At 35.1% G+C, this 26,507-nt stretch carries 22 protein-coding genes; 11 read left to right on the top strand and 11 right to left on the bottom strand.

Annotation, left to right across the window (positions count from 1 at the left end; translation table 11 throughout):
- Positions 1-36: 36 nt before the first annotated feature.
- From EV197_RS11010 to uvrA, 5 genes are all read right to left on the bottom strand, one after another.
- Entirely contained in the window at positions 37-2,451 is a 2,415-nt protein-coding gene (locus EV197_RS11010; protein WP_130286811.1) for an alpha-ketoacid dehydrogenase subunit alpha/beta, read from the bottom strand.
- 181 nt (positions 2,452-2,632) lie between these two features.
- On the bottom strand, positions 2,633-5,452 hold the full coding sequence (locus EV197_RS11015) for a gluzincin family metallopeptidase (protein ID WP_130286812.1): 2,820 nt from the start codon (positions 5,450-5,452) through the stop codon (positions 2,633-2,635).
- Entirely contained in the window at positions 5,449-6,708 is a 1,260-nt protein-coding gene (locus EV197_RS11020; protein WP_130286813.1) for a hypothetical protein, read from the bottom strand. The genes EV197_RS11015 and EV197_RS11020 overlap by 4 nt, the downstream gene beginning before the upstream one ends.
- Before the next feature lie 19 nt (positions 6,709-6,727).
- Positions 6,728-7,417: an LOG family protein gene (locus EV197_RS11025; protein WP_130286814.1), complete on the bottom strand. Its 690-nt coding sequence runs from the start codon at positions 7,415-7,417 to the stop codon at positions 6,728-6,730.
- A gap of 3 nt (positions 7,418-7,420) precedes the next feature.
- A complete protein-coding gene (gene uvrA, locus EV197_RS11030) occupies positions 7,421-10,258 on the bottom strand; it encodes an excinuclease ABC subunit UvrA (RefSeq protein ID WP_130286815.1) in 2,838 nt (945 codons plus the stop codon).
- Positions 10,259-10,419: 161 nt separating this feature from the next.
- Here uvrA and EV197_RS11035 point away from each other — a divergent pair, with 161 nt between their 5' ends.
- On the top strand, positions 10,420-10,944 hold the full coding sequence (locus tag EV197_RS11035; protein ID WP_130286816.1) for a hypothetical protein: 525 nt from the start codon (positions 10,420-10,422) through the stop codon (positions 10,942-10,944).
- A gap of 12 nt (positions 10,945-10,956) precedes the next feature.
- On the opposite strand, the gene EV197_RS11040 is transcribed toward EV197_RS11035, so the two are convergent.
- The gene (locus EV197_RS11040) at positions 10,957-11,667 is read right to left on the bottom strand and encodes a hypothetical protein (protein ID WP_130286817.1); all 711 of its coding nucleotides are present in this window, start codon (positions 11,665-11,667) and stop codon (positions 10,957-10,959) included.
- A 9-nt stretch (positions 11,668-11,676) separates the two neighbouring features.
- A complete protein-coding gene (gene aroB / locus EV197_RS11045; RefSeq protein WP_130286818.1) occupies positions 11,677-12,747 on the bottom strand; it encodes a 3-dehydroquinate synthase in 1,071 nt (356 codons plus the stop codon).
- A 162-nt stretch (positions 12,748-12,909) separates the two neighbouring features.
- Between aroB and EV197_RS11050 the strand changes: the two genes are divergently transcribed.
- Complete coding sequence (locus tag EV197_RS11050) at positions 12,910-14,094, top strand: proline dehydrogenase family protein (protein WP_130286819.1); 1,185 nt, start codon at positions 12,910-12,912, stop codon at positions 14,092-14,094.
- On the top strand, positions 14,084-14,464 hold the full coding sequence (locus tag EV197_RS11055) for a VOC family protein (protein ID WP_130286820.1): 381 nt from the start codon (positions 14,084-14,086) through the stop codon (positions 14,462-14,464). Before EV197_RS11050 ends, EV197_RS11055 begins: the two co-directional genes overlap by 11 nt.
- Positions 14,465-14,528: 64 nt before the next feature.
- Here the strand turns inward: EV197_RS11055 and EV197_RS11060 are convergent, their stop codons facing one another.
- The 4 genes from EV197_RS11060 to porX all read right to left on the bottom strand — a co-directional run bounded on the left by EV197_RS11060 (position 14,529) and on the right by porX (position 18,872).
- A complete protein-coding gene (locus tag EV197_RS11060; protein WP_130286821.1) occupies positions 14,529-14,906 on the bottom strand; it encodes a DUF4258 domain-containing protein in 378 nt (125 codons plus the stop codon).
- A gap of 73 nt (positions 14,907-14,979) precedes the next feature.
- Complete coding sequence (locus EV197_RS11065; protein WP_130286822.1) at positions 14,980-16,179, bottom strand: alanine dehydrogenase; 1,200 nt, start codon at positions 16,177-16,179, stop codon at positions 14,980-14,982.
- A 729-nt stretch (positions 16,180-16,908) separates the two neighbouring features.
- Positions 16,909-17,313 carry a tRNA (adenosine(37)-N6)-threonylcarbamoyltransferase complex ATPase subunit type 1 TsaE gene (gene tsaE / locus EV197_RS11070; protein WP_130286823.1) on the bottom strand — a complete coding sequence of 135 codons (405 nt, stop codon included), beginning with the start codon at positions 17,311-17,313 and terminating at the stop codon, positions 16,909-16,911.
- An 8-nt stretch (positions 17,314-17,321) separates the two neighbouring features.
- Complete coding sequence (gene porX / locus EV197_RS11075; RefSeq protein ID WP_130286824.1) at positions 17,322-18,872, bottom strand: T9SS response regulator signal transducer PorX; 1,551 nt, start codon at positions 18,870-18,872, stop codon at positions 17,322-17,324.
- A gap of 131 nt (positions 18,873-19,003) precedes the next feature.
- Between porX and EV197_RS11080 the strand changes: the two genes are divergently transcribed.
- The 8 genes from EV197_RS11080 to sucD all read left to right on the top strand — a co-directional run bounded on the left by EV197_RS11080 (position 19,004) and on the right by sucD (position 26,402).
- The gene (locus tag EV197_RS11080) at positions 19,004-20,233 is read left to right on the top strand and encodes an HD domain-containing protein (RefSeq protein ID WP_130286825.1); all 1,230 of its coding nucleotides are present in this window, start codon (positions 19,004-19,006) and stop codon (positions 20,231-20,233) included.
- A gap of 24 nt (positions 20,234-20,257) precedes the next feature.
- Positions 20,258-21,286: a UDP-3-O-(3-hydroxymyristoyl)glucosamine N-acyltransferase gene (lpxD, locus tag EV197_RS11085; RefSeq protein ID WP_130286826.1), complete on the top strand. Its 1,029-nt coding sequence runs from the start codon at positions 20,258-20,260 to the stop codon at positions 21,284-21,286.
- 7 nt (positions 21,287-21,293) lie between these two features.
- Positions 21,294-22,682, top strand: coding sequence for a bifunctional UDP-3-O-[3-hydroxymyristoyl] N-acetylglucosamine deacetylase/3-hydroxyacyl-ACP dehydratase (locus EV197_RS11090; protein ID WP_207224206.1), 1,389 nt, complete (start codon positions 21,294-21,296; stop codon positions 22,680-22,682).
- Between the two features lie 10 nt (positions 22,683-22,692).
- A complete protein-coding gene (gene lpxA / locus EV197_RS11095) occupies positions 22,693-23,475 on the top strand; it encodes an acyl-ACP--UDP-N-acetylglucosamine O-acyltransferase (protein WP_130286828.1) in 783 nt (260 codons plus the stop codon).
- A 21-nt stretch (positions 23,476-23,496) separates the two neighbouring features.
- On the top strand, positions 23,497-24,063 hold the full coding sequence (gene efp, locus EV197_RS11100) for an elongation factor P (protein ID WP_130286829.1): 567 nt from the start codon (positions 23,497-23,499) through the stop codon (positions 24,061-24,063).
- Positions 24,064-24,086: 23 nt separating this feature from the next.
- Positions 24,087-25,025 carry a UDP-3-O-(3-hydroxymyristoyl)glucosamine N-acyltransferase gene (locus EV197_RS11105; RefSeq protein ID WP_130286830.1) on the top strand — a complete coding sequence of 313 codons (939 nt, stop codon included), beginning with the start codon at positions 24,087-24,089 and terminating at the stop codon, positions 25,023-25,025.
- Positions 25,018-25,422 carry a nuclear transport factor 2 family protein gene (locus EV197_RS11110; protein WP_130286831.1) on the top strand — a complete coding sequence of 135 codons (405 nt, stop codon included), beginning with the start codon at positions 25,018-25,020 and terminating at the stop codon, positions 25,420-25,422. Before EV197_RS11105 ends, EV197_RS11110 begins: the two co-directional genes overlap by 8 nt.
- Before the next feature lie 107 nt (positions 25,423-25,529).
- Positions 25,530-26,402 (top strand): succinate--CoA ligase subunit alpha, encoded by an 873-nt coding sequence (gene sucD / locus EV197_RS11115; protein WP_130286832.1) that lies wholly within the window; start codon positions 25,530-25,532, stop codon positions 26,400-26,402.
- Positions 26,403-26,507: the final 105 nt, after the last annotated feature.

Here is a 26,507-nt window from a genome sequence, read left to right on the forward strand (position 1 = left end):
CAATGCTACTTTACTATACTTAAATTGAAAAGGTAATTACCTCAATTGAGGATATTCTTTAGGATTCACCTCGTGCATAATTTGGTAAACTTTTTCAAAAATATCTTCTGCAGATGGTTTACTAAAATAATCTCCATCCGTACCAAAAGCAGGTCGATGCGGTTGTGCACTTAGTGTTTCTGGTTTACTGTCAAGATATCTATAAATATTTTGGTTATCCATAAGTTGTTGTAAAATGTATCCGGTAGCACCACCTGGTACATCCTCGTCTATAATCAACAATCTATTGGTCTTAGCAACACTTTTACTGATATCTTTGGCGATATCAAATGGTAGTAACGATTGTACATCAATTACTTCTGCATCGATACCAACTGCTAATAATTCTTTTGCTGCTTGTTCTACCAGTCTTAGTGTAGATCCATAAGACACTAAGGTCATGTCTTTACCTTCTTTTAAGGTTTCTACAACACCTAATGGTGTTCTTATTTCTTCAAGGTTAGCAGGCATTTTTTCTTTTAAACGATACCCATTAAGACATTCTACTACCACTGCTGGTTCATCACTTTCCATAAGGGTGTTATAGAATCCAGCTGCCTTAGTCATATTTCTTGGTACCAGAATATGAATTCCTCTTAATAAGTGAATTAATCCACCCATTTGTGAGCCTGAATGCCAAATTCCTTCCAGACGATGACCTCGGGTTCTAATGATTAACGGTGCTTTTTGTCTTGCAAACGTTCTGTATCTTAGTGTAGCAAGATCGTCACTTAGACCTTGTACACAGTATAAAATGTAATCTAAATATTGAATCTCTGCAATAGGTCGTAGACCACGCATAGCCATTCCGATTCCCTGACCGACAATGGTAGCCTCTCTAATCCCTGCATCAGATACACGGATTTCTCCATATTTATCCTGTAGGCCTTCTAAACCTTGGTTTACATCACCAATTTTACCACTGTCTTCTCCAAAAATAAGGGCTTCGGGAATACGGTTAAATAGTTTATCAAAGTTATCTCTAATGATAATTCGACCATCGACAAGTTCCGAGTCCTCGTTAAACACTGGTTTAACCTCTTGTACATTGGTTACTTTAGAATCGTATTCGTTGTAAAGGTGATCACTATACTTAGGCTGAATTTTTTCGATATAGGAATTAATCCAATTTTGCAAAGCTTTCTTTTCGGGTAAATTTTCTTTAACTACATAGCGCAATGCTTTGCGAGTAGCTTCAAGAATATCTTTTCTAATCGGTTCGTCCTTGTCACTTAAGGTTTTGACAAGTGGTGCAATAAAATTTTTATTACTGCTGTTAGCTACCAGGGCATTTAATTGAGCAAGTGCTTCTTGCTGTTCTGCTTTAATTTCAGCAATAAATTCGTTCCAAGCTTCGGTCTTTCCTTTTCGAACTTCTTTTTTGCACTCTTTTTCAATTTGTATCGCCTCCTCTTCAGTAGCTATTTCGTGCTCAATGATCCACTCTTTGAACTTTTTGATACAATCGTGTTCTTTTTCCCATTTTAATCGCTCTTCACTCTTATATCTTTCGTGCGATCCCGAAGTCGAATGTCCTTGTGGTTGTGTTAGTTCTTTAACGTGTATGATTACCGGAACGTGATTTTCTCTGGCAAGCTTCTCCGCATTTTCGTAGGCTTCAATTAGCGCAGGGTAGTCCCATCCATTTACGACTAAGATTTCGTAGCCTTCAGTATGTTCATCTCTTTTAAAACCTTCGAGTATAGCAGAAATATTTTCTTTGGTGGTTTGATGCTTAGCGTGTACTGATATTCCATATTCATCATCCCAAATACTGATCACCATGGGTACCTGAAGAACACCACCGGCATTTACAGTTTCCCAAAATAGTCCTTCGCTGGTACTGGCATTACCGATAGTTCCCCAAGCTACTTCATTTCCGTTAATCGAAAAATTATCCCATCCTTGAACGGTTTTTTCATTTCGATAAACTTTCGAAGCTTGTGCTAGCCCTAGTAATCTAGGCATTTGACCAGCAGTAGGAGAAATATCGGAGCTTGAGTTTTTCTGTTCCGTTAACTTTTTCCAGCTTCCATCTTCATTCAAACTGTGTGTAGCAAAGTGTCCACCCATTTGTCTTCCTGCTGCAAAGGGCTCTTTCTCGATATCCGTATGTGCGTATAATCCTGCAAAGAATTGATTGACCGTATATTTATCAATGGCCATCATAAATGTTTGGTCTCTGTAATAGCCAGACCTAAAGTCTCCATTTTTAAAAACTCTAGCCATAGCCAATTGTGGTAGTTCTTTACCACCACCAAAAATTCCAAACTTTGATTTACCGGTTAATACTTCACGTCTTCCCAGTAGACTACATTCTCTACTTGTAACAGCAATTTTGAAATCTCTAAGTATTTGATTTCTATATTCTTCAAAAGAAATATTGGTTTTAGATAGTGTTTCAGGCTGCATGTGAACGAATTTTAAAGGTTTGCAAATTTAACTAAAAAGTCATTCAAAAGCAAGATGGAGTGCTGTTAAGTTTTTGAGTATATTTTAAATATTTAGGTTTTTTATTGAATAATTATTGTTTTAAAGCTAATTATTAGTTTTTCATTAACAAATATTCAATATTTTTAGATTTTTAGTCCGTTTAATACCATTCTCTAGTAAAGAGCTTAATCAGCGTTTCAGGACTTAGGGTCACAATAAAACGAATTCGTTCGTCATAATCGGGTTGTCCTACTTCCCAACCTTTATTAGAGTAAAGGGGAAAGAAAACCTCAAAATAATCCTGAACTAGGCTTAAGCGTATTCCAGAATCATAAACAAACTCTGGAGCAACATTTCTATTCTTTATGAAACCAACATCTCCATACAGGTAAATCCAATTCCAGATATTAGTATCTGCATTAAAGGTAGTAATCCATTGATTGGCGAATTGATTGTCAAGTTTGGACTTAAAACCTCCTTCTGCTAATATAATTTGTTGACTCGTGAATCCTGTATCCTCACTTCGACCCAAGTAACTGTAGTCAAATAAGTAATCGGTGGGTCTGTCTAGTGCAAAACTGAAAAAATCCCCATCTTTTTCGGTATCGTTATATAAAAATGTACCTGCAAAGAATCTCAAGTTGATTTGTCTGTTGTTTAGAAATAGTTTTCGATAATTAAGGGTAGTAGATATTTTACTAAAATTCTTGGCAATTTGATAATCAACCAAAAAAGATTTGAAGTTGGTCAAATTAAAATCAGAAAATTGATGTCTTACATTAAAAACACTATAATCAGGTGTGGTTACAGGATTCTCCTCATTTCTTTCGCGCAACACATTAATACTACGTATAGTGGTTACCTGTCCTTGATTAGACCTTAAATCTTCTGGACGATAAAAGAACTGTATAGTAGGCGAAAACCTTCTAAAAAGTAGATCTGGTGCATAACTAAACATATTACCGCTAAAAATATATTTAATCATATAAAGATCGTGATCACCTATTTGGTGACGATATGAAAAGCCTGCAGATCCAAGTAATTTATTTGATTTTATACCATAGAAAGGCGTTATTTTATAATTAAAATCTCTACGTATGAGGGTAGTGTTGTAAAACTTAGAACCTACCGTGAAGCCGTCATAAATATTAAATTCAAATTCTGGTATAAAAAATACCTGACTATATCTAGGGTCCTCCGCATCTTGAAAAAAGCGGAATTGTAAAGGACGGTTAAAGATCCATTTTAAGTTTCTGTAATTATTTCTACGATTTATTTCAGGTACTTTTTGTTCATAATCCAAAGCTAATTTATCCAGGTCTGGATTGGCTATGGTTATTTTTTTTGTACCAGGCACACTTTCTATCCAGGTTTTTGAAATCAGTTGATCATCACGTATTCCTGCCAATGATATAGGCATAGCATTATTTCTAAAGTTTTTGATGGTGACCTCCAAAGAATCTTCACGCTTTTTGACTTTCTTTATTTTAAAGTCTAATTTTTCTTTAGTAGGTATATAATCTTCAAAAAACCAGGCTACACTTTTAGTACTAGAATTTTTGGTTAGAATTTCCTTAAAATTATGCTGAGTAGCATACTTCAGGCTGTACTTTTCATAAAACTCCCGAATGCTATTTTGTATAATGTTATCATCTTCAAGATAATCTTCGAGATATTTAAAACCGATACCGGCCTTATAGGCATTAGCGATGTTAGCGTTAAATTTAACTAAGCGATCTTTAGGAGTATTGAGCGGTTGATCGAGCATTAGTCGCGCCATATTTTTATAGGCAAGATAATATTGATCGTTAAATTCTAAGTCTGCCAAGTGGAACCATCTAAGTCCAAATATTTCGCTTAGATTGCCCACAATTTTCATTTTTGGATAATATTGATTGACGTAATCAATCATTAATAAAATATGAATCCCATCTACCACCCAAGCTTCCTCGCGTGGGTTTATAAACAGAGTGTTTTCCAAATAAGCTTCCGTAATACTTTTTAGTTGCTTCACCTCATATTGGAAACCATCGGGAAATGGACGTAAAAAGTCAGGAAGTTGATTTAGTCCGTATACAGGATTATTTTTATAATCACTTTCTGATACCATTAGCTTATCAAAAGGGTAAGATCCTAAGCGAAATTCTAAGAAATCAAATATTCGTTGGGTTGCTACTAACTTCATTTCATTGCCCAGATCATTATCTTCAATGTCACTTAAAAACTCAGTATGCCCAAGATCAAAAGAATAGAATAAATCTTGCTGTACAAAATACAGATCTACTTTGTTTCGATTAGCCCCGGATAGCGCAATTGTTTTTTTAGAGTTGGTTGCTGTTTGGGAATTTGAGTTTAATTCTGTTTTCAGTGTGTATTTATCTGAAAACGTAAGCTTAATATCGTAATCCATCATTGGAGCGTATAAGTCATCAAGATTTTTATGACTATACAAAACCCAATTATCAGTATATACCGCTGGGATGATGTGCCAATATTTTAAATGAAAATTTCCATTATCGTAATAACCGTAGCGCGTAAATTTTTCACTTGGAATTTTAACCTGATAGGTTAATTGAAATGAAACTCTTTCTCCCGGAAGTAAAGGACTATTAAGTTGTACCTGTATAATATCTGATAGATCTTTATATCTATTCCAGGTAAGGTATTTATCATTAGAAGTAAAGGATTGTATTACAGTTCTTCCTCTTTCTTCCTCTTTAGCATAATAAAAACGCTTTAAAAAGTCTTCAGAAAATCTTTTTCCTAGCTCGGTGGTTTTTCCGCTAAACGCATTCGCCCAGTCTAAAAAAAATATTTCCGTAAGTGTATCACTAGAGGTGTTGTGGTATTCAATAGTTTGGTCTATTGCAATTATTTTCTTTTTATCATCCAAACTTGCTTCAATGCCAATCCGGTGCTGAGCGCTTATAAACTGGCACGAAATAAGAATACTACAATAAAGAAGCTTTTTTAGAGTCAAGTTTTTTTATAAAATTTTAATGTTTTGTGATTTATTCCAAGAGGCTTGAGGTAGTATAAACCTTCTGCTAGATTGTCAATACTAATAGTCTTTATCCCATTGGAAGCACTAAATGACCTTAGTTTTTGTCCTAGTACGTTGTAAATATCAAAAAATATTTCTTCACCAGAACTATTAATGCGAACATTTAATTGATTTTCAACTAAATTAGGTTCTAAGGTTATGGATGCCGAAATGTAGTTAAAATCATAGGTGGATAAAAGCGCTTCTTCTAATGTCAATTCCATGACTACTGGTAGGTGGTCACTTACCTGATACAAGGCTTGTCTAAGTTCAGAGCTATATGTGCCTGTGCATTCTGCATCATCAATGCGCTTATTATAGCAGTTTTCATTGTTGCCATAGGCCGCATAAGAGCCTTCGTTATAGTGCAAAACAGGATCGGATGATAGGTTTTGAGACATCATAATAAAATCAAAGCGATCATCGAGTCCTCCACCTGCACCAAAATTATCAAATTCATTATTACTAAGACGGGTACTTTGTGTATGTAAATCGCTAAATGTGCTATTAGTGTGCCAATCGCCTGGTGTATTTATAGGGTCTACCATAATAATTGGATTATCAGGGTTCAATAACGCCTGATAAGCAGGTTCATCTGAAGAATATAAATTAAAGTCACCTGCAAAAAGTACATAAGCATCTTCAGCAAGATTCGGTAGATTGTCGATAAAGCCTTCGACCATTTCCAGCCTTTTGTTTTCGTTATCTATCCCTTGACTAGCTTTAAGATGAGCTACAAAAACCTCTAAGTAAATAGGGTTAGTTTCTTGGTTTTCGGTAATAAATTGTAAAGTATACCAATTGATGTCTCTGATTGTGTTACTAATTCTTTCGCTATTGAGTAGCTTTAATTTCTTATTATTAAAAAATATAATTTGATGTAATTCTACATCAGAATTTGAAAAATTGGATAAAAAAGGTGCTCTAGAATATATTTGCCCGTCATCATTCATGGCATCATTTAAAATTTCATCGGCACCTGTTTCGTTTTCTAATTCGCAAATCATAAACAAATCAGGTTCGTAGGAATCAATAATTGTTTCCAAGTATACTTCTCTATTTGATGGTGGTGCCGTGGGATAATTCAAAACATTATAAAACATGGTTTTGATAACCGACTGTCCAAACCCAAGGGAACTACAGAGTAGTGTCAAAAACACTACTAGCGATAGGCTATTGCAACGAATATTCATTCTATAAATGTAATAACGTTTAGAAATTAGGACTTAAGTTATATTCGCCGTAGAATTTGTCTAAGATTGCCAAAACCTCTTCCGGAGTATCAACTACGTGAATTAGATCCATATCACCGGGACTAATGTTTTTAAAACTATCCAGTAGTGTAGATTTAACCCAATCGATCAATCCACTCCAAAATTCTGTTCCTACCAGGATTATTGGAAACTTATCAATTTTTTTAGTTTGTATTAAAGTTATCGCTTCGAATAATTCATCTAATGTTCCAAAGCCCCCAGGCATTACTACAAAGCCTTGAGAATATTTTACAAACATTACCTTTCTTACAAAGAAATAATCAAAATCTAAGCTTTTATCACTATCGATATAAGGATTATCGTGTTGTTCAAAGGGTAAATCAATGTTTAGCCCTACGGAGGTTCCGCCTGCTAGGTGTGCACCTTTATTACCAGCTTCCATAATACCTGGTCCACCACCGGTAATTACTCCGTAGCCGTGATCTACAATTTCTTTTGCAATGTCAACTGCTAATTGGTAATATTTAGTATCAATTTTTGTTCTTGCTGAACCAAATATGGAAACACAAGGTCCGATACGGCTCATTTTTTCAAAACCGTTAACAAATTCTCCCATAATCTTGAATATTGCCCAGGAGTCATTGGTTTTAATCTCGTTCCAACCCTTATGATGTTGTTCTTTTCTCATCTTCTATGTATGCTTTAATTCCTTTTTTAAAAACCTTGCGGTATAACTTTTTTTGTCCTTTATTATTTCTTCGGGGGTTCCGGTCGCTACTACTTTTCCTCCATTTTTTCCACCCTCATAACCGATGTCAATAATATAGTCTGCCATTTTGATTACATCGAGATTATGTTCAATTATCAATACTGTATTTCCTTTGTCTACTAAGGTGTTGAGTACATTCATTAGTACCCTAATATCTTCAAAATGTAACCCAGTTGTGGGTTCATCCAGGATATAGAAAGTGTTTCCGGTATCCCTTTTGGATAATTCAGTAGCTAATTTGATGCGTTGAGCTTCACCACCAGATAGGGTAGTGGATTGTTGCCCAAGGGTAATGTAGCCTAAACCAACGTTTTGTATTGTTTTTACCTTTCTATGAATTTTGGGAATAGGTTCAAAAAAGCTACACGCTTCATTAATAGTCATTTCTAAAATATCTGCAATGGACTTTCCTTTGTATCGTATTTCTAGGGTTTCTCTATTAAATCTCTTGCCCTGACAGGTTTCGCATTCCACATAGACATCCGGTAAAAAATTCATTTCTATTACACGCAGACCACCGCCTTTGCAAGTTTCGCAACGTCCTCCAGTAACATTAAAGCTAAATCGACCGGGTTTGTAACCCCGTATCATAGCTTCAGGAGTCTTAGCAAAAAGACTACGTATTTCAGAAAATACTCCGGTATACGTAGCTGGGTTAGATCGAGGTGTTCTACCAATAGGTGATTGATTAATATCTATTACTTTATCAGCGTGATCTAAACCTTTAATGCTCTTATACGGCATTGGTTTTTTTACCCCATTAAAATAATGCGCATTCAAAATAGGGTAAAGGGTTTCATTAATTAAAGTAGACTTACCACTACCAGAAACACCAGTAACCGCAATCATTTTACCTAAAGGTATGTCAACGCTGACATTTTTAAGGTTATTACCCGTAGCCCCTTTAAGTGATATAGACTTACCGTTACCTTTTCTTCTTTTCTCAGGAATTTCAATTTCCTTTGCACCACTAAGATAGTCTGCTGTGAGGGTATGGTGTTTTTTTATCTCTTTTGGAGTGCCCTGACTAATAATTTCACCACCGTGTCTACCTGCTCTTGGTCCAATATCGATAACGTGGTCTGCTCTTTCTATCATATCTTTATCGTGTTCTACCACGATAACAGAGTTGCCTATGTCTCTAAGCTGTTCTAGCGAATTAATTAATTTTTCATTATCTCTTTGATGTAACCCGATGCTTGGCTCATCTAAAATATATAAGACCCCAACAAGCTGCGAGCCAATTTGTGTAGCAAGCCGTATACGCTGAGCCTCTCCACCGGATAAGGATTTACTGCTTCGATTGAGCGATAAATAGGTGAGTCCAACATCTATTAAAAACTGGAGTCGGGCATTAATTTCTTTAAGAATTTCACTTGCAATTTTTTGCTGTTTTTCTGATAATTCTGAAGGCAACTTCGAAAACCAATCTGCTAACTCGCTAATATCCATTTGTGCTAAATCAGCTATGCTTTTTGCGTTTACTTTAAAATAAAGTGATTCTTTTCTAAGTCTGGATCCCTGACACTCAGAACATACTACTTTATCCATGTATTCCTTGGCCCATCTTCTCAAAGAGGTTGAATCATTTTTGTGATAGGTTTGCTCAATAAATGTAGCTACTCCTTCAAAGTCTATTTTATACTCGCGTGTAACACCAAGGGTTTTGCTATCTACTGAGAATTTTTCTTTACCTCCGTGTAAGATCATATCCATGGCTTCATTAGGAATGGATTTGATAGGGTCACTCAATTTAAAGTTAAAGCGTTGTGCGATTAGTTCCAACTGTTTAAAGGCCCAATTATTCTTTTGTGCGCCGTGTGGGGCTAAACCACCACTTTTTATTGATTTTCCTTCATCAGGAATTATTTTCTTGAGATTTACTTCGTGTAAAGTACCGATACCGTTACACTTAGGGCAGGCACCCTTAGGGGAGTTAAAAGAAAAATTATTTGGCTCGGGATTAGGGTAAGAAATTCCTGTGGATGGACACATTAAATTTCTACTAAAAAATCGAGTTTCATTTGTATCTTGATCTAATACCATCAGAACATCATCACCGTGATACATCGCTGTATTGATGGTTTCCATTAATCGTTTGGAATTGTCCTTGGAGGCATCAGGAATCAATCTATCAATAACGATTTCGATATCGTGGGTTTTATAACGATCAAGTTTAAGCCCTTTAACAATATCTTTTATTTCTCCGTCGGCTCTTACTTTAACAAAGCCTTGTTTGCCAATTTGCTCAAAAAGCTCTCTATAATGTCCTTTTCTTGACCGAACAACAGGGGCAAGTATATTAATCCGTTTGCCTTGAAAAGATTCAATAATTAAATCTTTGATTTGCTCATCACTATAGCTGACCATCTTTTCGCCAGTATTGTAACTGTAGGCATCGCTAGCTCTTGCAAAAAGTAATCTTAAGAAATCATAGATCTCGGTTATCGTTCCTACAGTACTACGCGGACTTTTACTGGTTGTTTTTTGTTCAATGGCAATTACCGGAGATAGCCCATCAATTTTGTCTACATCTGGGCGTTCCAAACCACCTAAAAACTGCCTAGCATAGGCAGAAAACGTCTCAATATATCTACGTTGCCCTTCGGCATATATGGTGTCAAATGCCAGTGAAGATTTTCCACTACCAGATAAACCAGTGATGACTACCAATTTTTCTCTAGGTATAGTTACATCAATATTTTTAAGGTTATGTACCCTAGCACCTAAAACTTCTATATTTTCTTCTGATGAAACCATAATTTTTTGACCAAGAGTGCAAATGTAGTTAATAGATTGGTTTTTGTAAAATAGCTTTCCATTGATCAATGTTAAAGCGGTGTTATATTTTTTTGATATTACCGTGTAAAGCTGTCTAATGTTTATATTTTAGCAGTCGTACTAATCAAATTTTTTAACTCATGATTTTAGGAATAGGTTCAAGAATAAATCATCCCAAATATGGTAAAGGTGTGGTTACTAATGTGACTTCAAAAATGTATTGGGTTACTTTTATTGATAATGGATTAGAAACTATCGATACCGATGATGAATTTGAAATTATTGAAGCAGCGGAAGATGAAGTTGATACGGTTAGTTTTTATGAAGTAGAAAACACGCTAAGAAACTTACTAAAAAAGTATAGTGATATATCAGAGATTGTTCCTATAGCTGATAAATGGAAAGGAGGTAAGATCATTCTAGAACCTGGTGATACTAACTTATCGTCTAAAGAAATTCCAATAGAAACGTTCTTTCATAAAATTGTCATGGTTAGAGATCGTATCCGCGTTATGGAACAAAAAATCAATAGCTCCAAGGTGATTGATGACCAGGACAAGGTAGATCTGCAACAGTATATTACCCGGATGTATGGAAGTTTAACCACCTTTAATGTGATGTTTAAAAATAAATCTCAGCAATTTACCGGGAGTAGCAAAAAATAGTCAGGAAAAAGACTATTTAAGAGTACTCACATTAAGATTACTAACTGGGATCTCTAAAACACCTAATACTTTGCGAGTTTTTGCGAATTGTGCACCACTGTTCATAGTGGTCCAATCACTCCAGGTAACTTCTAATCCTCCTATAGGAATAATAGAAACCCACATTTTGTAACTGATCGGAATATAGTTTTCATCTACTCGCCACAAGTAGGAGTCTCCAGGTGTGGTTCCTCCGCTGGTATAGGTGACTAATAATTCTTTGGTTCCACCTTCGTTAGTTATTATACTTCGTTTGGTACCGGGATCAAATAATTTAAAAGGTGCTACTACCCAAAAGGAGTCATTATTAAAGTTGGCGATGGCATTTTCAATTATTTCGTCATCCGAGCTATTGCTTTGCTTCTTCAGTACTTTATTTTTTCTAGGATTCGAAAAATTTAAAAAAACACTGTCCTTAGCAATTTTTGCGTGCACTGTTTGATTTGATTTATTCCATTGGTAGCTGTTCTTACCTCTAAAGGTCCAGGAAATAATATCAGTTCTTTTATAAGCCTGATAATTTAGTGCTTCTTGTATGTTGCGAGCAAATTGATCCGCATCAGCGCTTGGGCTAGCAGATGGTATTTTTTCGTCTAAAACTAAAAATGTAATCAGTAGCGTTACTATAATTGCCAGTATACCAAAACCGGCGAATTTTATCGTTTTTAAGATGATTTTTTTCAAAATAGAGGTTTAAAGTGATTTGTAATAATTTAATGAGGCTGTGAGTAATGAGTTAGGTACTGTGCAATTATATTTGGCTTTGCCAATTTCTTCTAAAAGTACAAACAATATAGTATCGCCTTCATTTTTTTTGTCGTGTATTAATAGTTTAAGTATGGCTTCATAATCTTTTTCATCGATGTCAACCTTTGGAAAGGTATTTAAAATTATCGAAGCGATTTCATTCAATTCCTGATCGGTAAGGGTTAAAAGTTCTTTCGATAAAAAAGCTTCCGTAATCATGCCAATAGCGATGGCTTCGCCGTGTAATAAGGTTGGCTTTTGCGAATGTGTCAAATAAAAAGACTCTATAGCATGGCCTAAAGTGTGTCCAAAATTTAAGTATTTTCTAATATTTTGCTCTCTTGGATCTTCCTTTACAATTTTGTTTTTGATCTCAACAGATTCATAAATCAGTGTGGTTAGGTCTTCCGTCGTTAAGTTTGCTAAATCTGTTAATTTTTTCCAATAGCTTTTGTCAGCGATCAATCCGTGCTTTAACATTTCTGCTAGTCCGCTACGCATTTGATCAGCGGGTAAAGTTGATAGATAAGTGGAGTCGACCAATACCATCTCTGACTCACTGATGACACCCACCATATTTTTTAAATTACCAAGATCAACACCTGTTTTTCCCCCAACAGAAGCATCCACCATCGCTAATAAGGAAGTGGGTATGTTGATGTAAGGGATTCCTCTTTTAAACGTACAAGCTACAAAACCACCCAAATCAGTAACCACACCACCACCTAAATTAATCATTAAGCTTTTTCGATCAGCTCCTAATTCCGAAAGTACATTCCAAACTCCAGTACACGTTTCTATGTTTTTGTGAATTTCACCCGCCTCAATTTCGATAATTTCGATTGTATAGTCACCCTTTACGTTTCCTAAAAAATAGGAAAGGCAAAATTGATGTGTATTGCTATCGACTAATACAAAAATTTTAGAAGGCTTACTTTTTTCGAGATATGTATTGAGATTGGTATAACCATCGGTGTTAAAATAAACGATAGAATCTTTGGAAACTATAGGTTTCATAGGCATTTTTTAGAATCACGAAATTAAGTAGAATTTATAATAAAATAAACTTGCAAATTTTATATTTGCAGATATCGTAAAATATATGGTATATCACCATTTTATTTGTTGAATAGACATAAAATATAATTCTTCATTGAAGATTTTTAATTTATATAGTTAATGAGTAAAAAAAACCTTTTTGATAATACGGAAGTGGCTTTCGCCCTTAAGAGTGATGCTGAATTGGATAGAGCTTACTTTCTTTTTAAAATGATATCCATTGAACCTTTGGTAAAAATTGGTACTGCTATGACGAATTTTGCGTTAAAGGCAAAACTACCGGTTAAAAGCTTGATAAGAGCTACCGTTTTTGATCACTTTTGTGGTGGTGTTAGTGAGGCTGATTGTAGTTCAGTGGTCAATAAAATGTATACAAAGCGGGTATGTTCTGTATTGGATTATTCTGTAGAAGGTAAGGAGGAAGAAGAGCAGTTTGATGAGGCTATGAACAGAATTTTAGAAATTCTGGATTTTGTAGATCAAAAAGAACCGATACCTTATGGAGTATTCAAACCAACTGCTTTTGGAAGATTTGCATTATGGCAAAAGAAAACAGAGGGCAAAACACTTACTAAAGCAGAGGAAGAAGAATGGGATCGAATAGAAGCACGTTTTGACCGAGTATGTAATAAGGCTAGCGACTGCAATGTGGCCTTATTGATAGATAGTGAAGAGAGTTGGATGCAAGGTGCAGCTGATGATTTAGTCGCTAATATGATGCGTAAATATAATCGAGATAAAGCAATTATCTACAACACCCTACAATTATATAGACACGATAGATTGGGATATCTTAAAGAACTGCACGAGGATGCCAAGAAACACGGATATAAAATTGGGATGAAAATAGTTCGGGGTGCGTATATGGAAAAGGAAAATGAAAGAGCGCAAGAACACGGGTACCTTTCTCCGATATGCATTGATAAACAAACTACAGACGATAACTTTAATACCACGTTAATCTATATACTTAATAATATTGAGGATATCGATGTTTTTATTGGTACCCATAATGAGTATAGTACTTTACTAGCCATAGAAACAATGGAGGAATTAGGTTTAGAGCCTTATGATCCTCGAATTTGGTTTGGGCAATTGTATGGTATGAGTGATCACATCAGTTTTAATTTAGCAGCAGCAGGTTACAACGTTGCCAAATACCTTCCTTTTGGTCCGGTTCGAGATGTAATGCCATACTTGATTAGAAGAGCACAAGAAAATACTTCAGTAGCAGGTCAAACCAGTAGAGAGCTTACATTAATCACCAGAGAACGAAAAAGACGTAAACTCGAAAATGAATCTTAATCAAGTAACGGTTCCTTCTATCGATGTTGAAAATTCAATCCGTTTTTACAAAAAGCTCGGGCTTCAACTTATTGTAAAAGCTTTACCTCATTATGCTCGTTTTGAATGCCCTGATGGCGAAGCTACGTTTTCAATTCATCTCGTAGATCAATTACCCAATGGAGAAGGGGTATACCTTTATTTCGAGACGGAAGCAATTGATGAGGAGGTAGAGCGATTACAAAAAGAAGACATAGTATTTGACCTACTACCCACAGATCAATCATGGCTATGGAGAGAAGCTCGTTTAAAGGATCCCGATGGTAATCGAATTGTTTTATACTACGCTGGTGAAAATCGTAAAGATCCTCCTTGGAGAATTAATCAATAAAAAATTAATGTTGATTTTAGAGCAAATAGATAGCTGAAATGATAAGCGTGAAATGCTTATTTGCTTAGTAATTAATACTTGTGATTTTTTGAATAACCGCAATACTATCACAATTTTCAACAGTCAATTCAATAGCGATTTTTTTACTCTTTCCTTCAATACTATATAGATTACAAGAATCTAAATCGGTGTTACTTTTTGAGAAATTAACACTACCATTTAGTAATATAGAAGAAACATTTGAAGTATCTAAATTATACTTTTTAAGGGATTGAAGTGCTTCCTCAGCATAAGCCCTTTCTTTAATTCGAATATTTTTTAAGACTCTAGCGCTTGGACCATAATCACAAGAAGTGTTTTTTCCTCCTAAAAAGAAAAATAAAAGGATAAGACCAATTCCAAATCCACCTAGATAGTAGAGTAAACGTTGTCCTAAATTCATTGACTTACATTTTCGGCAAATGTAATAATTTGAAGAGTATTAAAAGCCAATCAAAAAATTTTTACCTAATAAACTAAAGAATTAATAAGTTAATGTCTCTATAGGATAAGTCAAACCAATCAGCAATGGGCTTGCTAGTGAGTATACCGTGATAAAAATATAAGCCATTTTTTAGACCGCGATCAAAGCGGACGGCATTTTCTATTCCACCTTCTTCACCAATTTGCAACAGGTACGGGGTAAATATATTGCTGATGGATAATGATGAGGTACGCGCATATCTCGATGGGATATTAGGTACACAATAATGGATTACGTCGTGTTTTTCAAAAGTAGGATGATCGTGTGTAGTTACCTCGCTAGTTTCAACACAGCCACCGCGATCTATACTAACGTCGATAATTACGGCACCTTTTTTCATTTGTTCAACCATCATTTCTGTTACGATAACTGGAGCTCTATTTTTACCGTGGACCGCACCGATTAATACATCACAACGCTTTAAGGCTTTTAGTAAATTCTTCGGCTGAATGGTAGAAGTGTAGAGGGGACGTCCTAAATTCGTTTGGATACAGCGTAATTTAGTGATGGAGTTATCAAATATTTTTACATTAGCTCCTAGTCCTATAGCAGATCTACCTGCAAATTCCCCAACGGTACCAGCACCTAAAATAACGACTTCTACTGGCGGTACACCACTTATGTTACCCATCATTAAACCAGATCCCTGGGTGGCACTACTCATAAGTTCAGCAGCAATCAATATAGATGCTGTTCCAGCGATCTCACTTAATGCTCTTACTGCAGGATATGCACCATCTGCATCTCTAATAAATTCAAATCCAATTGCCGTGATCCTTTTTTTAGCCAAACATTGAAAATATTCTTTGGATTGCGTTTTTAACTGAAGTGCAGAAATTAATACGGTTTGTGGATTAACAAGCTCAAGTTCTTCTATAGAAGGAGGCTCAACTTTTAAAATGATTGGACATCCAAACACCTTTTTGTTGTCATTAGTTATTTCAGCACCGGCCTCGCTATAATCTTTATCCGTAAAACTAGCCCCTAAACCAGCATCAGACTCTAGCATAACTCTATGACCATGAGCAGTTAAAGCTGCGACCGCATCTGGAGTTAAGCATACTCTTTTTTCTTGATAATATGTTTCTTTAGGAATACCTATAAAAAGTTTACCTTTTTTTCGAGCTACCTCTAACATTTCCTCTTGAGGTAGTAATTGCTCTTTGGTAAAAGGGGAGGTTGGTTTGGTCATTTGTGCGAAATCATTTTAATCAAAGTAAGAATAAAAATAATAACAAAACAAGTATTATTGAAAATTAGAACAGCGCGGTGTTAAACTACGCTATAAAAACCGCTTCCATCCTTTCCTTTGATTGTTCATATCTATCAGCTCAGAAAGGTCAATATTATTTATACGATCAAAAAGTTTGGTCCTTATTCCGTATAACGAACAAAGCACTATAATAACAAAAGGTACTATATAATAAACCTGATGACTGTCGACTGTTTGAGAATCTTCGAACAAAACTGAGATAAATTGATAACAATACACAGCGATAGGTATTAACAGTGCTTTATACCACCAATTTTTACACGTAAAATACCAGATAGTTAATAATAAAAGGGGAACCAACTTGCCTACCAGAACCCAAACAAATACACTTACGCTCTGAAAATATTTACTGTGATAGGTAAAAAAATCTGTTTCCCATAATTTTCCATCAGGAAAAATAGCCACAATATAAAATAAAAGTGGGGCAGTTATTATTACAAAAGCTATACTGCTACCAACAGTCAAATACCTTAATTGAGTGAGTCGTTTAGTGTGTTCTTCCGGTTGATTCATTACAGCCATAATTGTTATTGCGTGTCTAAAAATACTTTTTAAAAGCTGATATCAATACCCTTAAAGGGTGTTCAATTGATTTTAAAATTAGCATAAACCTACCGAAACTACAAGTATTTTTGAGCAATTTCTATCTTACCTAATCTCAAGATTTCTTAGATTTTGACCTGATAAGGTGATTCTAATTTCTGTAGCATCTTGTGGCTTAAGTGTTTGTAAACGTTCTGGCCATTCGATAAATATCCAATTGCCAGAGTCTAAGTATTCTTCTATACCCATTTGATAGGCTTCTTCTTCATCTTCCATACGATAAAGATCAAAATGATAAATTGCACCTTGATCACTACTGTATTCGTTGACTATTGAAAATGTAGGGCTCGACACCCCTTCTTTAACACCAAGAACTTTACAGATTTCCTTGATTAGTGTGGTTTTACCTGTACCCATATCCCCATAAAAAAGTAAGGTTTTATGGGGTACATAATCAATTATTTTTTTGGCAACGGTACTTACTTCTTCGAGCGAATAACGCACTTCCATAGCTATACTTATCTTGGGTTAAATACTGCGAAAGGAATTATAACTTCTTCAAGGGAAACACCACCGTGTTGATAAGTGTTTCTATAATAACTTACATAGTGATTGTAATTATTAGGATAAGCGAAGAAAAAGTCACCCTTAGCAAAAATAAAGGAGCTGCTAACATTTATAGATGGTAATTGTACAGATTTTGGATCCTCAACTGCTAAAACTTCTTTATGCTGATAAGTTAAACTTTTTCCCGTTTTATAACGTAAGTTTAAGCTGGTATTTTTATCACCAATTACTTTAGAAGGGTTTTTGACATTTATCGTACCGTGATCCGTAGTTATAATAAGTTTAAACCCCAGATGTTGTGCTTGTTGAATCATCTCTAATAACGGGGAATTTTTAAACCAACTTAGCGTCAAAGAGCGATAAGATTTGTCATTAGATGCCAATTCTTTTATGACCTCCATTTCCGTTTTACTATGCGATAACATATCCACAAAATTATAAACTACCACCGTTAGGTCGTTATCCTTAAGCCCTTTAAAGTTAGCAGCTAAGGTTTTACCATCACGTTCATTGGTTATTTTGTAATATTCGTGTTTAATAGGTAACCCCAAGCGCTTTAATTGAGCTTGTAAAAATTCATTTTCGTGCATGTTTTTACCCCCTTCATCAGTGTCATCAAGCCATAGATCTGGATGTCTTTTTTTCATTTCTAAAGGCGTTAACCCAGAAAAAATAGCATTTCTTGCATATTGTGTTGCTGTTGGTAATATACTGTAGTAAGAAGATTCTTGAGCCTTTTTGTAATAATTATTTACGATGGGTTCAAAAGCCTTGAATTGGTCGTATCTAAGATTGTCAATGACAATCAATAATGTAGGCTGTTCTTTATTGAGTTCAGGAACTATTTTTTCTCTAAATAAAGTATGAGACATTACAGGAGCCCCATCTCCATTGATAAACCAGTCTTTATAATTTTTATCTATAAACTTAAAAAACTGTGAATTGGCTTCTATTTTTTGAGATTCCAATATTTCAAACATTCCTGTGTCTTCAATATCTTCTAATTGCATCTCCCAGTAGACTAACTTTTGATAAAGCTCGGCCCAACCCTCAAAACTATTTATCATAGCCATGTCCATGGCTATTTTCCGAAACTCTTGTTGGTAATTAGAAGTTGTTTTTTCACTAATCAACCTAGAGTGATCTAAGTTCTTTTTGAGACTTAATAAAATTTGGTTAGGATTTACAGGTTTGATCAAGTAATCAGCTATTTTACTACCAATTGCTTCTTCCATGATATATTCCTCTTCACTCTTGGTTATCATAACTACCGGCAAGTTGTCCTTCTTTTCTTTTATCTCTGATAACGTTTCTATACCTGTGAGACCCGGCATGTTTTCATCTAAAAAAACAATGTCAAAACTATCTTCTTCTAAAACATCAAGAGCTTCAGTACCACTTTGACATTTTGTTACTTCATAATTTTTCTTTTCTAAAAAAAGAATGTGTGGTTTAAGTAAGTCTATTTCATCATCAACCCAAAGAATTTTTATTTTGCCCATTGTATAGTTCTAATTTCTAATTTATGTAAATCTATTATTCTTTTTTGGTAAGCTTTGGCTTACTCTACAAATTAAAGTAGCTATTATGCCATACTAATCCATATATTTGTTTCCGCAAAAGTAAATTAAACTTGAAGAAAAGAAACAAGCTTAAAATATTTAACGATCCAATTTACGGTTTTATTACGATACCAAATGAACTAATTTTTGATCTAATAGAACATAGATATTTTCAAAGATTACGAAGAATATCTCAAATGGGGCTGTCTTACCTGGTTTATCCAGGTGCGCATCATACCCGATTTCATCATGCACTTGGATGTATGTACCTGATGCAAAAAGCGGTTAGAGTCCTACGCTTTAAGGGAGTTACAATTACAGAACAAGAAGAGGAAGCATTATATATAGCTATATTGTTACATGATATTGGTCACGGTCCTTTTTCTCATGCTATGGAACACAGTATTGTGGAAAAGGTAAGTCATGAGTCGATATCATTAATGTTTATGCAAAAAATTAATAGCGAGTTTGATGGCAAGTTATCTTTAGCTATAGACATATTTACAGCGAAATACCCAAGAAAATTTTTGCATCAGCTCATCTCCAGCCAGTTGGATATGGATCGATTGGACTATTTAAAAAGAGATAGTTTTTACACCGGTGTAGCCGAAGGTAACATCAACAGTGAACGACTTATTACGATGCTTAATGTGGTTGATGATGAGCTGGTTGTAGAAGAAAAGGGAATCTATTCTGCAGAGAAATTTTTATTGTCCAGACGATTAATGTATTGGCAGGTCTATCTTCATAAAACTAGCCTTGTTGCAGAAAATTTATTGATAAGAGTACTACAAAGAGCTAAGGAATTAGTTGACAGCGGTAGTAAATTGCGTTGTAGTGAATCTTTACAATATTTTTTAGTTCATAAGATAACAGCAGCTAATTTTACGGATCAAGTATTGGACATATTTGCCTCTTTAGATGACTATGATATTGTTTCTGCGATGAAAGAATGGCGTAGATCAGAAGATTTTGTACTGCGTACTTTGTGCGCTATGCTGATTGATAGAGATTTATTAAAAATAAAGGTTAAAAAACGTCCTATAAAGAATGATAAGGTGGTAAAACATTTAGCAGTTTTTAAAGAGAAACACCAAATATCTGAAAAAGAAGCGGCCTATTTTGTTTTTACGGGGACCATTTCTAATCAGGCTTATCATCAAAATAAACAGAATATCAACATCCTATATAAAACAAAAAAAATCGTTGACCTTGTTAAAGCTACGGATCAATTCAATTTAAAGGCCTTGGCTAAACCAGTAACAAAACATTTTATATGTTACCCTAAGCTTTCAGATTAACACTTTTTTTATACTTTTGCTAGAATGATTTTTACAGCCATACAAATTGCAGGAATTCTTGACGGTGAGATCGAAGGAGATGAAACAGTTGAGGTTTCTAAATTAGCCAAAATTGAAGAGGGTACAGAAGGTTCGTTAACCTTTTTGTCTAACCCCAAATATACTCAGTATATATATTCCACTAATGCATCTATCACTATTGTTGATAAAAATTTTGAAGCGGAATCTGATCTTACAACTACGTTAATTAGAGTCGACGATGCTTATAAAGCATTTTCAAAACTGCTGGAATATTATAATATGGTAAAAATGAATAAAACGGGGATAGAACAGCCCAGTTTTATTTCAGCTTCGGCTAAATACGGAGAAAATATGTATTTAGGAGCGTTTTCTTATTTAGGAGATAACGTAAACATTGGTAAAAATGCAAAAATTTATCCCAATGTATACATTGGTGATAATGTTACTATTGGAGATAATGTGGTTGTTTTTGCAGGTGCTAAAATATACTCTGAATCCATTATTGGTGATAACTGTGTAATACACAGCGGGGCTATTGTTGGAGCAGATGGTTTTGGATTTACTCCTAATGAAAAAGGAGAGTATAGTAAAGTTCCTCAAACCGGAAATGTAATTATAGAAGACCACGTAGATGTTGGGGCAGGAACAACTATAGATCGCGCCACACTAGGTTCTACAATCATAAGAAGAGGAGTAAAACTAGATAACCAAATACAAATCGCTCATAATGTTGAAATAGGTGAGCATACAGCAATTGCTGCCCAAACCGGTATTGCTGGATCAACCAAGATCGGTAAACATTGTTTGATTGGAGGTCAGGTAGGTATTGCAGGTCACCTTTACATCGGTGATAAAGTAAGGATACAGGCACAATCTGGTATAGGAAGAAATATTAAAGATGGAGAAACGATACAGGGATCTCCTGCGATTGGATATTCTGATTTTAATAAGTCTTATGTTCATTTCAAAAATCTTCCAAAAATTGTTGATAAACTTTATAAACTAGAGAAAAAGATAACAAAAAATGATTGATACTTCTATGAGTAAGCAGAGAACAATACAGCAAGAAGTTCAACTTACAGGAGTGGGGCTTCATACTGGTAAAGATGTTACACTTACATTTAAACCTGCCCCTGTAAATCATGGATATGCTTTTTGTAGAGTTGATTTAGAAGGTAGTCCTATCATTGAAGCGGATGCTAACTATGTAGTCAATACACAAAGAGGTACCAATTTAGAAAAAAATGGGGTTAGCATTCAAACCTCAGAGCACGTTTTGGCTGCTTGCGTAGGTTTAGAAATTGATAATTTATTAATTGAGTTGGATGCTTCTGAACCACCAATTATGGATGGCTCCTCAAAGTTTTTTGTAGAAGCGTTGGAGAATGCGGGTATTGTAGAGCAAGATGCACAACGAGAAGAATATGTAGTTAAAGATGTAATTTCCTATACTGATGAAGAAAGTGGAAGCGAAATTTTAGTAATGCCATCTGACGAATATCAGGTGACCACTATGGTAGATTTTGGGACAAAAGTTTTAGGTACCCAAAATGCTTCGCTTAAGCACCTTTCAGAATTTAAGGAAGAAATTGCAGATGCGAGAACGTTTAGCTTTTTACACGAGCTAGAGATGCTTTTAGAAAATGGATTGATTAAAGGAGGAGATCTAAATAATGCTATAGTCTATGTCGATAAAGAATTGAGTTCAACAACTATGGAGAAGCTTAAGGTTGCCTTTGGTAAAGATTCAATCGCAATAAAACCAAACGGAATATTAGATAACCTTACACTACATTACCCCAATGAAGCGGCAAGACATAAGCTATTGGATGTAGTTGGGGACTTAGCTTTAATCGGTACTCGAATACGAGGAAAGGTAATCGCAAATAAGCCCGGTCATTTTGTAAATACCCAATTTGCAAAAAAGCTATCGAAGATTATAAAAATTGACAAAAGAAATAAAGTACCACAATTTGATCTATCCCAGGAACCATTAATGGATATTAATAAAATAATGTCCATGCTTCCACATAGACCACCGTTTTTGCTTATTGATAAGATATTAGAAATGTCTGATAAGCACGTCGTAGGTCTAAAAAATGTTACCATGAATGAACCTTTCTTTGCAGGACATTTCCCTGGAGCACCGGTTATGCCAGGTGTACTTCAGGTAGAGGCCATGGCTCAGACAGGTGGGATTTTAGCATTAAGTACTGTGCCTGATCCTGAGAATTACTTAACGTATTTTATGAAGATTGATAAAGTTAAGTTTAAACAACAGGTGCTACCGGGAGATACGCTAATCTTTAAATTAGAGTTGCTCACTCCAATCAGAAGAGGAATTTGCCATATGCAGGCTTTTGCGTATGCCAACGGAAAATTAGCAACAGAAGCAGAACTGATGGCTCAAATTGTAAAATCGAAGTAACTTAAAAATTATGAATCAACCTTTAGCATACGTACACCCAGGTGCAAAAATTGCAAAAAACGTAGTTATCGAGCCTTTTACTACTATTCACAATAATGTAGTAATAGGCGAGGGTACTTGGATTGGATCCAATGTAACCATTATGGAAGGTGCACGTATAGGAAAAAATTGTAGTATTTTTCCAGGGGCAGTTATTTCTGCTATTCCACAGGATAAAAAGTTTAATGATGAGGATACGGTGACAGAAATTGGCGATAACACAACAATTAGAGAGTGTGTAACCATCAATAGAGGTACTACCGATAAAATGAAAACCAAAATTGGAAAGAATTGTTGGATTATGGCGTATTGCCATATTGCGCACGATTGTATTGTAGGCGATAATTGTATTTTTTCTAATAATAGTACGTTAGCAGGTCATATCAATGTAGGCGATTATGTAGTACTGGCTGGAATGGCAGCAGTTCAACAATTTTGTAGTATTGGTAATCACGCATTTGTAACAGGTGGATCCTTGGTTAGAAAAGATGTTCCTCCTTTTGTAAAGGCAGCACGCGAGCCACTTTCGTATGTAGGAATCAACTCTATAGGTTTGAGACGTAGAGGTTTTACAACTGAAAAGATTCGGGAGGTACAGAATATTTATAGGATATTGTACCAACAAAACTATAATAACTCTCAGGCGGTGGCAATTATTGAAGCCGAGATGGAAGCTACCCCAGAACGTGATGAAATTCTGGAATTTGTAAAGAATTCTCAACGTGGAATTATGAAAGGATATTTTTCAAGTTAATAATTACTGAATATAAATAAAATGGCAAGTACAAGCGATATCAGAAACGGATTATGTATTAGATACAATAATGATATTTATAAGATTATAGAGTTTTTACATGTTAAACCAGGTAAAGGACCTGCATTTGTGAGAACTAAATTAAAAAGCGTTACAACCGGTAAAGTGCTGGATAATACATTTTCTGCAGGTCATAAAATAGATGATGTAAGAGTAGAAACGCATAAGTTTCAATTTTTGTATGCAGAAGGTGAAACCTACCATTTTATGAATACAGAGGATTATAACCAAATTACCCTACAAAAATCAGCATTAGACGCTCCTGATTTATTAAAAGAAGGAGAAGTGGTAACGGTTAGTATTAATTCTGAAGACCAAATGCCATTGTCCGTAGATATGCCAGCTAGTGTAATATTAGAGGTAACTGCAACAGAACCTGGTGTAAAAGGAAATACCGCAACTAATGCGACCAAACCAGCGACAGTAGAGACAGGAGCGGAAGTTATGGTACCACTTTTTATAAATGAAGGGGATAAAATCAAAATAGAAACCGAAAAAGGGAGCTATAAAGAAAGAATCAAAGAATAATTATTCTTTATTCGTACTAGGATATGAAATTTCCTCAAGAACATACGCTGAAGCAAATTGCGACGATCATAAATGCTGAATTTATAGGTAGTCCTGATTTTCCGGTTTTAGGGATGAATGAAATACACGTGGTTACTCCAGGTGATATTGTATTTGTAGATCACCCTAAGTATTATGAAAAAGCATTACACAGTAAAGCAACAGTGGTGTTAATCAATAAGAAAGTAGCTTGTCCCGAGGGAAAAGCATTATTGATTTCAGATGATCCATTCCGAGACTTTAATAAACTTACCGATTATTTTAAGCCATTTCAGCGCAGTACTGCTCAAATTGCAGAAACAGCTATTATAGGTGAAAATACTGTAATTCAGCCTGGTGCATTTGTGGGCAATAATGTAAGTATAGGTAAAAACTGTATTATTCATGCTAATGTTAGTCTTTATGATAATACTGTAATTGGGGATGGAGTGACAATACATTCTGGTAGTATACTGGGAGCTGATGCATTTTATTACAAAAATAGACCAGAGGGTTTTGATAAGTTAAAATCGGGTGGGAGAGTAGTCATTGAAGATCATGTAGATATTGGAGCGCTATGTACAATAGATAAAGGGGTTACTGGAGATACAACTATTAAGACAGGTACTAAAATTGACAATCAGGTACACATAGGTCATGATACCGTAATTGGTAAAAAATGCTTAATCGCTTCGCAAGTAGGTATTGCAGGTTGTGTGATTGTTGAAGATGAAGTTACCATGTGGGGTCAGGTTGGTATTACTAGTGGTATTACTATAGGTGCTAAAGCAGTTATTTCTGCACAATCTGGGGTTAGCAAATCACTGCCTGGCGGTAAAAGCTATTTTGGAACTCCTGCGGATGATTTTAGAAAAAAATATAAGGAATTGGCATCGATTAAGCAGATTCCTGAATTGTTAAATAAATTGAAAGAAAATGAGTAATAAAGCAAAAGAAGTTGTTCGATCTTTTTACGAATCGGATTTGTTAAAGGATGAACAGGCTTTTTCTGAATTTTTACACCCTGAAGTTGAATTGTATTGGAATAGCAGTTTTGGTTTTTCAAAAAAGAATTTGACAGACATAAAAAACATGTTCAAGGAAATGGCTGTAGCTTTTGAAAGCTTAAAATGCGAAATATCTCATATTTTAGCTGAGGATAATAAAGTATCCATACGGTACACATTTTTGGTAAAAACAATTGAAGAGCCTGATCATGAGGAGGCTGTAGCACATTTCATTTCCATATGGGAGTTAAGAGAGAATCAATTGTATCGAGGATATCAAATTAGTCAGCAAGGGGATCTTACTAAAGAAAACTTACGGACCTATTTTCAATAGATTTTTATAGATTAAGTAAAGATTAGTTAATTTTTTAAATTTAATTTTAACTACTGTTTTCAAAACCGTACTTTTGAAGACTTCAAAAAATAAAATAACATAACATAATGAGTGTTTTAGTAAATAAGGATTCTAAAATTATAGTTCAAGGATTTACAGGTAGTGAAGGTACTTTTCACGCTAGTCAAATGATTGAATACGGTACTAATGTTGTTGGAGGTGTTACTCCAGGAAAAGGAGGTCAAACTCATCTAGACAAACCTGTATTTAACACTGTAGAGGATGCAGTTAAAGAGGTAGGCGCTGATACTTCAATTATTTTTGTTCCACCTGCCTTTGCAGGAGATGCAATTATGGAAGCTGCCGATGCTGGTATTAAAGTAATCATAACAATTACAGAGGGTATTCCTGTAGCTGATATGATTAAAGCATATGATTATGTTAAGCGAAGTGGAGCACGTCTTATTGGACCTAACTGTCCGGGGGTGATAACTCCAGGCGAGGCAAAAGTAGGTATTATGCCTGGTTTTGTATTTAAAAAAGGAAATGTAGGTATCGTTTCTAAATCAGGAACCTTAACTTATGAGGCTGCAGATCAAGTAGTAAAGCAAGGATTGGGGATAACAACAGCTATTGGTATTGGTGGAGATCCAATCATTGGAACAACGACCAAAGAGGCCGTAGAATTATTAATCAACGACCCAGAAACCGAGTGTGTGGTTATGATTGGAGAAATTGGTGGACAATTAGAAGCGGATGCTGCAAAATGGATCAAAGAAAGTGGTACTAAAAAACCTGTTGTAGGTTTTATCGCTGGTGAAACTGCCCCTGCTGGTAGAACTATGGGTCACGCTGGTGCTATTGTTGGTGGAAGTGATGATACTGCAGAGGCTAAGAAAGCAATTATGAAGGAATGTGGTATTCACGTTGTTGATTCTCCTGCAGAAATTGGTAAAAAAGTAGCTGAAGTTTTAGGCTAATACAAAACAATATAGTTAATTAAGAACCCTCAAAAATTTGAGGGTTTTTTATTGTGGCAAAATGTTAAATAGTTAAAATTATGTAACGTTTATATACATTTTGCG

Origin of the sequence: Aquimarina brevivitae (genome assembly GCF_004216895.1) — a bacterium.
GTDB classification, from domain to species: Bacteria; Bacteroidota; Bacteroidia; order Flavobacteriales; family Flavobacteriaceae; genus Aquimarina; species Aquimarina brevivitae.

What these genes read in the sequence shown, in the direction of transcription:
- tsaE (WP_130286823.1), bottom strand. Translation starts at nt 17,313, where the DNA reads ATGGAAGTGCGTTATTCGCTCGAAGAAGTAAGTACCGTTGCCAAAAAA.
- EV197_RS11060 (WP_130286821.1), bottom strand. Translation starts at nt 14,906, where the DNA reads ATGAATTTAGGACAACGTTTACTCTACTATCTAGGTGGATTTGGAATT.
- lpxA (WP_130286828.1), top strand. Translation starts at nt 22,693, where the DNA reads ATGAATCAACCTTTAGCATACGTACACCCAGGTGCAAAAATTGCAAAA.
- EV197_RS11110 (WP_130286831.1), top strand. Translation starts at nt 25,018, where the DNA reads ATGAGTAATAAAGCAAAAGAAGTTGTTCGATCTTTTTACGAATCGGAT.
- EV197_RS11055 (WP_130286820.1), top strand. Translation starts at nt 14,084, where the DNA reads ATGAATCTTAATCAAGTAACGGTTCCTTCTATCGATGTTGAAAATTCA.
- EV197_RS11035 (WP_130286816.1), top strand. Translation starts at nt 10,420, where the DNA reads ATGATTTTAGGAATAGGTTCAAGAATAAATCATCCCAAATATGGTAAA.
- porX (WP_130286824.1), bottom strand. Translation starts at nt 18,872, where the DNA reads ATGGGCAAAATAAAAATTCTTTGGGTTGATGATGAAATAGACTTACTT.
- EV197_RS11020 (WP_130286813.1), bottom strand. Translation starts at nt 6,708, where the DNA reads ATGAATATTCGTTGCAATAGCCTATCGCTAGTAGTGTTTTTGACACTA.
- EV197_RS11065 (WP_130286822.1), bottom strand. Translation starts at nt 16,179, where the DNA reads ATGACCAAACCAACCTCCCCTTTTACCAAAGAGCAATTACTACCTCAA.
- uvrA (WP_130286815.1), bottom strand. Translation starts at nt 10,258, where the DNA reads ATGGTTTCATCAGAAGAAAATATAGAAGTTTTAGGTGCTAGGGTACAT.
- EV197_RS11090 (WP_207224206.1), top strand. Translation starts at nt 21,294, where the DNA reads ATGAGTAAGCAGAGAACAATACAGCAAGAAGTTCAACTTACAGGAGTG.
- lpxD (WP_130286826.1), top strand. Translation starts at nt 20,258, where the DNA reads ATGATTTTTACAGCCATACAAATTGCAGGAATTCTTGACGGTGAGATC.
- EV197_RS11025 (WP_130286814.1), bottom strand. Translation starts at nt 7,417, where the DNA reads ATGAGAAAAGAACAACATCATAAGGGTTGGAACGAGATTAAAACCAAT.
- sucD (WP_130286832.1), top strand. Translation starts at nt 25,530, where the DNA reads ATGAGTGTTTTAGTAAATAAGGATTCTAAAATTATAGTTCAAGGATTT.
- aroB (WP_130286818.1), bottom strand. Translation starts at nt 12,747, where the DNA reads ATGAAACCTATAGTTTCCAAAGATTCTATCGTTTATTTTAACACCGAT.
- EV197_RS11050 (WP_130286819.1), top strand. Translation starts at nt 12,910, where the DNA reads ATGAGTAAAAAAAACCTTTTTGATAATACGGAAGTGGCTTTCGCCCTT.
- EV197_RS11010 (WP_130286811.1), bottom strand. Translation starts at nt 2,451, where the DNA reads ATGCAGCCTGAAACACTATCTAAAACCAATATTTCTTTTGAAGAATAT.
- EV197_RS11105 (WP_130286830.1), top strand. Translation starts at nt 24,087, where the DNA reads ATGAAATTTCCTCAAGAACATACGCTGAAGCAAATTGCGACGATCATA.
- efp (WP_130286829.1), top strand. Translation starts at nt 23,497, where the DNA reads ATGGCAAGTACAAGCGATATCAGAAACGGATTATGTATTAGATACAAT.